The sequence below is a fragment of the Paraburkholderia sp. BR10923 genome (assembly GCF_040948765.1).
In the GTDB taxonomy this organism is placed as follows: Bacteria; Pseudomonadota; Gammaproteobacteria; order Burkholderiales; family Burkholderiaceae; genus Paraburkholderia; species Paraburkholderia youngii.
Window position 1 is genome coordinate 1 of sequence record NZ_JBFPKO010000075.1, and the last position, 7,351, is coordinate 7,351.

At 58.8% G+C, this 7,351-nt stretch carries 7 protein-coding genes and 1 pseudogene; 1 reads left to right on the forward strand and 7 read right to left on the reverse strand.

All coding sequences use genetic code 11. The features are described 5' to 3' along the window. Positions 1-262 precede the first annotated feature (262 nt). Together AB3X94_RS40770 and AB3X94_RS40775 are read right to left on the reverse strand one after the other, a co-directional pair. Positions 263-632: pseudogene (locus AB3X94_RS40770) on the reverse strand (hypothetical protein); the annotation flags it as partial. A 250-nt stretch (positions 633-882) separates the two neighbouring features. Further along, positions 883-1,038, reverse strand: coding sequence for a hypothetical protein (locus AB3X94_RS40775; RefSeq protein ID WP_368594213.1), 156 nt, complete (start codon positions 1,036-1,038; stop codon positions 883-885). A gap of 107 nt (positions 1,039-1,145) precedes the next feature. On the opposite strand from AB3X94_RS40775, the gene AB3X94_RS40780 reads away from it, so the two are divergent. Further along, on the forward strand, positions 1,146-1,634 hold the full coding sequence (locus AB3X94_RS40780; protein WP_368594214.1) for an alginate lyase family protein: 489 nt from the start codon (positions 1,146-1,148) through the stop codon (positions 1,632-1,634). A gap of 79 nt (positions 1,635-1,713) precedes the next feature. Here AB3X94_RS40780 and AB3X94_RS40785 read toward each other — a convergent pair whose 3' ends face one another. The 5 genes from AB3X94_RS40785 to AB3X94_RS40805 form a co-directional block, all read right to left on the reverse strand. Next, complete coding sequence (locus AB3X94_RS40785; protein ID WP_368594215.1) at positions 1,714-2,796, reverse strand: amino acid--[acyl-carrier-protein] ligase; 1,083 nt, start codon at positions 2,794-2,796, stop codon at positions 1,714-1,716. Between the two features lies 1 nt (position 2,797). After that, positions 2,798-3,988 carry an acyl-CoA dehydrogenase family protein gene (locus tag AB3X94_RS40790; protein ID WP_368594216.1) on the reverse strand — a complete coding sequence of 397 codons (1,191 nt, stop codon included), beginning with the start codon at positions 3,986-3,988 and terminating at the stop codon, positions 2,798-2,800. Continuing rightward, on the reverse strand, positions 3,985-4,236 hold the full coding sequence (locus AB3X94_RS40795) for an acyl carrier protein (RefSeq protein WP_368594217.1): 252 nt from the start codon (positions 4,234-4,236) through the stop codon (positions 3,985-3,987). Before AB3X94_RS40795 ends, AB3X94_RS40790 begins: the two co-directional genes overlap by 4 nt. Before the next feature lie 52 nt (positions 4,237-4,288). After that, positions 4,289-6,052: an alpha/beta fold hydrolase gene (locus AB3X94_RS40800; protein ID WP_368614409.1), complete on the reverse strand. Its 1,764-nt coding sequence runs from the start codon at positions 6,050-6,052 to the stop codon at positions 4,289-4,291. Positions 6,053-6,865: 813 nt separating this feature from the next. Beyond that, on the reverse strand, positions 6,866-7,351 hold a 486-nt coding region (locus AB3X94_RS40805), incomplete at its 5' end, for a hypothetical protein (RefSeq protein ID WP_368614410.1).

Here is a 7,351-nt window from a genome sequence, read left to right on the forward strand (position 1 = left end):
GGCCTCACAGTGCTTTAAAAAGGTTGATGCGCGTTGAAATTGCACAATGCGAAAGATTTAGCGACGGTGGGCGCTCAAATCGTGGAAGGCCGATTCCGGGCGGGGGTATTTCCGCATCCTGCTAGGGAAGGTCCTTCCAACTAGTTTTCAGAGCGCTGATCTTTTGTCACTTGCGGCATATCAGTCGTAAGAGTTTGTTGGCAGGGTGGTTGCCCGGCTTTCGAAACATGACGACCTTCGTTTGCCGAGACCGATGGGCTTTTCACGTTTCGAGTAAAGCCTTGCGCGCCATCCAACGGTTGGCCAGTGCAAACAGTGTCGTGATCTGCGCGGTGCTCTTCATCAACCCTCGATACCGGGCCTTCGTCTATCCAAACTGCTGCTGGTTCCTTCTTCGTCTGGTGCGTCTCCGGGCCCCGTGTATCAGAGCCGTTCTTTGTCGAACTGGGTGCCGAAATCAAGATCGCATCGACCGCCGACCCTGCCTTCAGCATCAAGTCTTGGTCGCTCAGGATCTCATTGACCAGCGTGAGCATCTACGCGGGCAAGCCGTGTGTTGCGAGGAGGTGACGGAACCGGAGAATCGTACTCTTGCCAGCCAAACGCGCCATACCCTTATCTAATCCCGAAAACCCAATGTGCGCACACAAGCAAGATCAAGACTGCAGACCCTATGGATTGGGACCATCATGCCACCGATCGCCCATCACATTGATATAAAATGTTTTTTTGATGTCCGCGTGATTCTCTAATACCGCCCAGTTTTTGAGGTTTTGAACCGGACCGGATTTGGTGGGCTCTGGTGCAAATAGCGCGGAGGTGATCTGAGCGACATGATGACGGAACGGGGTCTCGGCTACATGAACGGAATCGCGATATGGATCAAACCAAAACAGAAAGTTTCACCTTGGCAGTGTCGCGCCGCACCTTTTGGCACAGCCTCGACGCGTTGGCGCTGAGCGCATGCGGCGGGGGCGGCAGCGTCGGCGAAGCGGCCGTGAGCCGCTCGGCCGTTGCGAGGGCGGCGAGCATCAACACGGCCAGCCTCGTGCTCGCACGAGCGGCAAACCGGCGAGGCCGCCGTTGCGACGAGCGGCGCGTTCGTGCATCCGGGGCTCCTGCACACGCAGACCGACTTCGACCGCATGGCGCAGAAGGTCGCCGCGCAGGCGCAGCCCTGGTACGCCGGCTTTCAGGTGCTGACCGCCAACGGCCACACGCGACTGTCCTGGTCGCCCCGGCCGGCCGCGCAGATCAATCGTGGCGGCACCGGACCGCAGAACTATCCGCAGCTGTATGGCGACATCGCCGCCGCCTACGCTTGCGCGCTGTACTGGAAAGTCACTGGCGACACGGCATACGCCGACAAGGCGGTGCAGATCATGAACGCGTGGTCCTCGACGCTGCAGAGTCTCGCCGGCGACACCAACGTCGATCTGGCCGCCGGCATCTATGGCTACGAGTTCGCGATCGTCGGCGAGATCATGCGTAGTTGCACAGGCCTCGCCGCAGCGGACCTCACGGCGTTCCAGTCGATGATGTCCAATATCTTCTACCCGATCAACATTTCCCATAAACCCCTCGGGTTGATGTCCAACCTTCGGGGTTCAGTTCATCATTTGGTGGGGGCCTAGTGTGTCCACTTTGGCGCCATCGGTATAGACGGTGCTCGAGCAACGCTTACGAATGAGCGCCTCTGCACCATCAATAAATTTATTGTTTTTCGTCGTTATTGACATCATTTTCGGGTGCGTCAGCAGGCTGTCGCCAGCACTCTAATTCAGCGGCAATGCGCTCGCGACTATTGCCCCAAAGTAGTTCACGCACGTCGTCGGGCCATGCTTCGACGTGGCACCCGTGATGATGCAGCAGCGCAAGCGCGAGCCGCTCCATTCCGAATGCGATGCAGGCCGAGTGCGCGACGGCGCCATTCGCGCAACGCAGTTTCCATATCCGACCGAAGTGGTCCATGTGATAGTTGAACGATAGGCAGGCGGTTTTGCGGTGTGGATCCGTTACCGGGATCAGCAGTTCGAATTTCAACTGCTGCGCGCGCTGACTGTCCGCGACGATCTTGCCGCCGCGGCCGAAAAATGGGTCGTTCGCGACGTCGAGTTCAGCGGGCAGGCGTAACATTCCTGTAAGTGCATGGCCGCGTTCGATCCATGTCGCACGAAAAGCCTGAACATCTTCTGGCGAGCCAATCCGCACGTACTCGCGCATTCTGAACATTTGCATGCGCGTCGGATCCAGGGAAGGCTCGTGACGGAAGCAGTACGACAGCACGTCAATTGTGAGCCCATTTTCTGGTAGCGGGCCGCGTCGCGCGATGACCGGGTAGACCGGATAGCACGCAGCGGGTGTGAGCACAGCGCGCGTTGGCTTTTGCTGGGCCAGCCAGGCGTCGCTTCGCTCGTCGCCGGGATCGGACACCACGTCGTCGAGCGCCCGCAGCAGGCGCCGGTGGTCGCGCTCGTCGCCGCAGAACGCGTGAATCGTGCCGGCGAGGTGCGGAAAGTTGTTCAGGTATTCGCTGTCCTCGAAGTCCTTGCGCGGCACCGCTGGCGGGAAGCGCAGAACTTCCGGATGCTGGTCCGCAGCCATGTACGATATCAGGGAGGTCAGGCGTTCGACGATGCCTTCGTAGATATGGTTGTGCCCATACAGGCCGTTTTCGCCGGTGTCGACGAGCAGGCCGGCTGCGATCAACCGGTCGCGCAACGGCCGTTGCGCATCGGATATGGGGGCATCACCGTGTGCATAGTTAGGGAGGGAAGATGTGACACGTACGCTCATTTCATGCCTCTTCTATTAATAGTGACGGGCGCTGCGCAAGTAGCAGACTGGCCGTGTTCTGGTCAATCCGGTCGTTGTTAATCATTAGGGGGGCAGAGTAAAGGTCGCGCAGATGCCGGCCGATGCTATAGCGGCCGCCATTCAGGTACCCGCTGATCCCGCAGATCATCATCGCCTCGTGCGCGACCTTCAGTGCGGCCGACGAGATGCTGGTTTTCAGGCTATTCATATCCGCCATGAAGCGGAGTTGAACGGTCAGCGGCAATTCTGTTGCGCATTTGCCGTACTCGGCCGCAGGCACAGTCTGCGCTGCGGCAAGTGCCGTACTCAAGCGTGCTTTCATCGTCTGCAACTGCTCGGTCGCACGAACAAGCCGTACTCTGGCAAGCAACATGCCATCCGGCAACGCGCGCGCTTGAGCGCGACAGTACGCGTTTGCGCGCCGCAGCGCATCCGCCGCGATGCCGGTCCATACGGCAGCCCACAGCGCATGCGACACCGGCTGCATTGTACGGTTGGCGATGTCGCTGAACGGCGGGATCAGAATCTGCGCATCATCCACGTTCGCCACGAGACGAAATCCCGAGCTACAGGTACCTCGCATACCAAGCGCGTCCCAGTTGCCTTGCGGTTCTAGTGCGAGCTGGGTGCGCAACGCCACAATTAGCACCTGATCGGAGGGCGACGCGTCATCCGCACGGCGCGCAGTAATAAGAATGGCGTCAGCGTAAGCGCCATACGAGATAGTGGGCGCGTCCTTCTCGATGCGGAACCGCTGGCCGTCATGCTGTACTGCGCACATGCTGGCGCGCAGACTTCCGCTGGTAGTTGCCTCGGAGGTCGCAGATCCGAGCAGCATCTGCTCACGGACCATCCGCTCGACGAAAGCCAGCTGCCAAGGCCGTCCGGAGCAATGCGAGATCACGCACGCCGCTTGGGTCAAATGCATTGCGTAGATCATCGCAGTGGACGCGCAGCCTTGCGCGATGACTTCGCAGAGCGACGCGACGTCGGTCAGCGTTAGACCGGCGCCGCCGAAACTGGCCGGGACCAATGCGGCCAGGAGATGCTCTTTTCGCAGTGCGTCGATAGCTTCGGCCGGGAAGCGCGCATCGCGATCGACTGCGTACGCATGCTTGGCGGCTACCCGAGCGACCCGCAGTGCCGCCTCGTGCGCAAGCTGCGCGCTCATGACGTCACCTTTTGTTTCTGGAGTCGTAAGATCGCATCGGCCATCGAATTGATACTCGAGAAAAACTGTCGGCCGAGCATCTTATCCGGAATCGCGACTTCAAAGGTTTCCTCGATAGCCAGCATCAGATGGACGGTCGCTATGGATTCGAGTCCGGCGGCGTACAAGTCGGTTTCATCGTTAAGCGTGTCAGGCGATCCGCGCAAGTGAACCGATTCGCAAATAATGCGACGCAGAATTTCTTTCATTTGGATACCTTATTATGCGAAGAAAAGAGGCGGGCGAAGCGCATGGAACGGGCTACGGCTCGACAGTCGGCGTGGGCGGCATCTTCACTTGCGGCGGGTAGGGCGCCTCCGATGAGGCATCTGGCCGGCTGCAGAACCGTTCCAGCAACCACCGCTGCGCATCGCTCATGGCGGCCTCGCGCGCGGCGCGCATAAACAGCGAGTGATCGACTATTGGCAACATCGCGACCCGTACGTGCGGAAATCGCCTCAGGCCACGTAGATTCGCGCCGAACTGCAGCTTTAATTCGTCGATACCGTGATCGAACTCACCGTATAACAACCGCACTTCGGCACATTTTTCGTGGAGAAGTTCGAGGAGTCGGCGAGCATTGTTCGGAGAGAACGACCAACCGATGGTCGCGTCCATCAAATCGGCGACGCGACGCTCCAAACGGCGTGTCGCCCGCGCCACGAGTCCACGTACCATGCCAGCGAGCGATGCCTTGTCGCTCCATACGCGCTTCCATTTGTCTTTGCTAAGCGCGGCTCGCCGCAGCGTCCGGTTCGACGCGATAGCGCTGCTGTTTCGCACCCGCTCCTCGTTTTGCCACACGAACTGCTGAAGATTCACGCCGAACGCGCCGACGATTTGCGGGTGTGCCGCGCACGCATGCAGACCAACGAAAGCACCGCTACAGATACCGAATGTAACGACTGCCGTGTATCCCTGTTCGAGCAGCCAGTTCGCGCCGGCGATGACATCGCCGCATGCCTCTTGCGAATGGAGCGACTCGGCTGTAATTGTGTATTCTTCGGGGGCGCTGTCGCCGAGACCGGCCAGATCCATTCGCAGCGACGCGATGCCTATCGCGGCGAGACGGCGGGCGAATAGCACGAAGCAGCGGCCGTCGCCGATGTTGTGGTTTGCGGCCGTGTTTGGGAACAACACCGCAGGGGCATTCTCGAGTGCGTCGCGCGGGCGGCAGTACACGCCGAAGCATGCGCCGACAGAAACCGGCTGCTCCATGAAATTGGGTCCGGCCAATGTGGGCGCGACCGGTATGGCGCGGGACGCGGACTGATTCAGTGTGCGCAGAGAAGCGGGCGAAGCGTCGATATTGCCATTTCCGTCGACGTCGCCTGCGAGCCATGCCGATACTGTCGCGAACGCACGAGCCGGAAGCTTGCTGAAGCGTGCCTCGACGAGAAAGTGATCAAGTTCATCGAACGGCGCACGCTCGACGGCCGCGCCATATGCTTCATATCGCGCGCTCAATGCGTTCCCGCTGTTGCGGTCGTTCGCCTCAAGCAAGAGCACGCGTCGCGCGGGTGCTGTCGTGTCGTTGCGCAGATCGATCCCCCCGATCCTGTCGATGTCGTCGCCATGAAGCCCGAAGCCTAACGCGCCGACCGTGCGCATGCTCTCTGGCGCCGTGCACATGCTCATATGGGCGCGCGCGTTGAGCCAGCGGTGATGATGCGCATGCAGTTCACGCAGATATTTTTTCCCGGACAGCACCGGGGCGAGCAGCACGAGTCCATCAATGCCCGACAACCGCTCGGCGGCAAGCGCGGCGAGCATCGCACCGAGCCTGAACCCGCATAGCGAGACGCGTTGTACGCCGGATACAGTGCGCAGGTATGCTAGCGCATCGGCGATGCTGCCGATCCATGCGTCGACTCGGTCCGGATCCTCCTCAACATGTAGCGAATTGCCGGTTCCCGGATAATCGAAACGCAGCGTGGGCATTTGCTGCACAGCCAGTCGTTCGGCCAATTGCAACCATGCACGATGCGTGCATAGTTCGTCGTAGCCGAAAGCATTGCACAACACGACACCGTGCTGTCCTGGTGCGGGATGCAGCCACCCAGCACAGTCACTGAAGACGACAGCTTGCATAAGAGGCCAGTTCAAAAAAACCCATGTCTGGGATGTTTAATTTCGGAGTGTGGTATTAACTCGGCTTTCCGAAAAACGGAAACCGAGAAGACGCACGCACCGATCGCAACGAATCGTGGGCATTGATAGAGCCCGATACTGCGCAAGGCCTGCGCGTCGAAACAACGAACTTAGCGCCCAACTCTTCGTGTGCCAAACCTCTCAGGCGCTCAAGGCGCTTCGGTGTTATCCCCCAAGACGGGATGGAAAAATCCACCCACCGCACAGGATGGAGCTCAGGCGCGACCGCGAACGGCCACCGGCGTATGACACATGCTCCGCTCGACGGCAAGATAGATCAGAGTCGGTAGGTAAGCTAAATAATATTCGGTGCGCAATAATTCGCGAAAAATAAAAAAATAAAATGTCGTATCTGAAAATGTTTTCGAATAGTCCCGGAAGAAAAATCGGGTCGCCGGAACCACAGTAAAAAACAGGTGTCGCTACCAATTGTCACTCTCTGTACGCGATTACCAAGCGTTGATCTCAGGAAGTTTCGCGGAGAATCTCAAAGAAATGCATCGGAAATGCTCACAACGATCGATTTGGGCGGATGGGCGGTGTAAACGGTCCTTCAGGTTGGATGATGCGGGTTAGCGTGCCCATTGTCATCAAGCGGATCACGGCCCCGATGGTAAAGGGCACTCCGAAAGCGATATTTGAGCGGACAGCGCCAGTTGCGTTCAGGCGGTTCATGCAAATTTGCGTTCATGGAATGGATAGTGGGTGGCTGTACTGTGCATTGCGGGACGCACTATGCGGCATTTCCGTGTCGACTACAAAATCGATTGTTTGGATAACACTGATCCACGTAACGGATGCATGCGAGAAATATGCGCAATGATGGTTTTGCCAAATCGGCTTTCCGACACTAGCTTCAGCAATGTCACGTTGCTGACGGGGCCAGGGGGCATCCCGCGATGCAAAGTTCCAGATCGTTTTTATCACGGCCATCGCTTTCCCATGATCGGTATCAGTTGTGCCGTGCGCTGATGCTATCGGTTTCAGTTGAGGCTGCGTGACATCGACGAGCGGTTGTTCGAACGCGGCGTTGTCGTTAGAGGGTGTTAGGGCTACGCTGAACAAGCAGCTGAATTTGCGACGTGTCGGCGATGTAGAGGTGTTCAGGTCGTGAAGCCGACGGTCATCCTTTGGTTTTTGGCCCTTGCGGGCATTGCACGCGGGCGTTTGCCC

What these genes read in the sequence shown, in the direction of transcription:
- AB3X94_RS40790 (WP_368594216.1), bottom strand. Translation starts at nt 3,988, where the DNA reads ATGAGCGCGCAGCTTGCGCACGAGGCGGCACTGCGGGTCGCTCGGGTA.
- AB3X94_RS40795 (WP_368594217.1), bottom strand. Translation starts at nt 4,236, where the DNA reads ATGAAAGAAATTCTGCGTCGCATTATTTGCGAATCGGTTCACTTGCGC.
- AB3X94_RS40780 (WP_368594214.1), top strand. Translation starts at nt 1,146, where the DNA reads ATGGCGCAGAAGGTCGCCGCGCAGGCGCAGCCCTGGTACGCCGGCTTT.
- AB3X94_RS40785 (WP_368594215.1), bottom strand. Translation starts at nt 2,796, where the DNA reads ATGAGCGTACGTGTCACATCTTCCCTCCCTAACTATGCACACGGTGAT.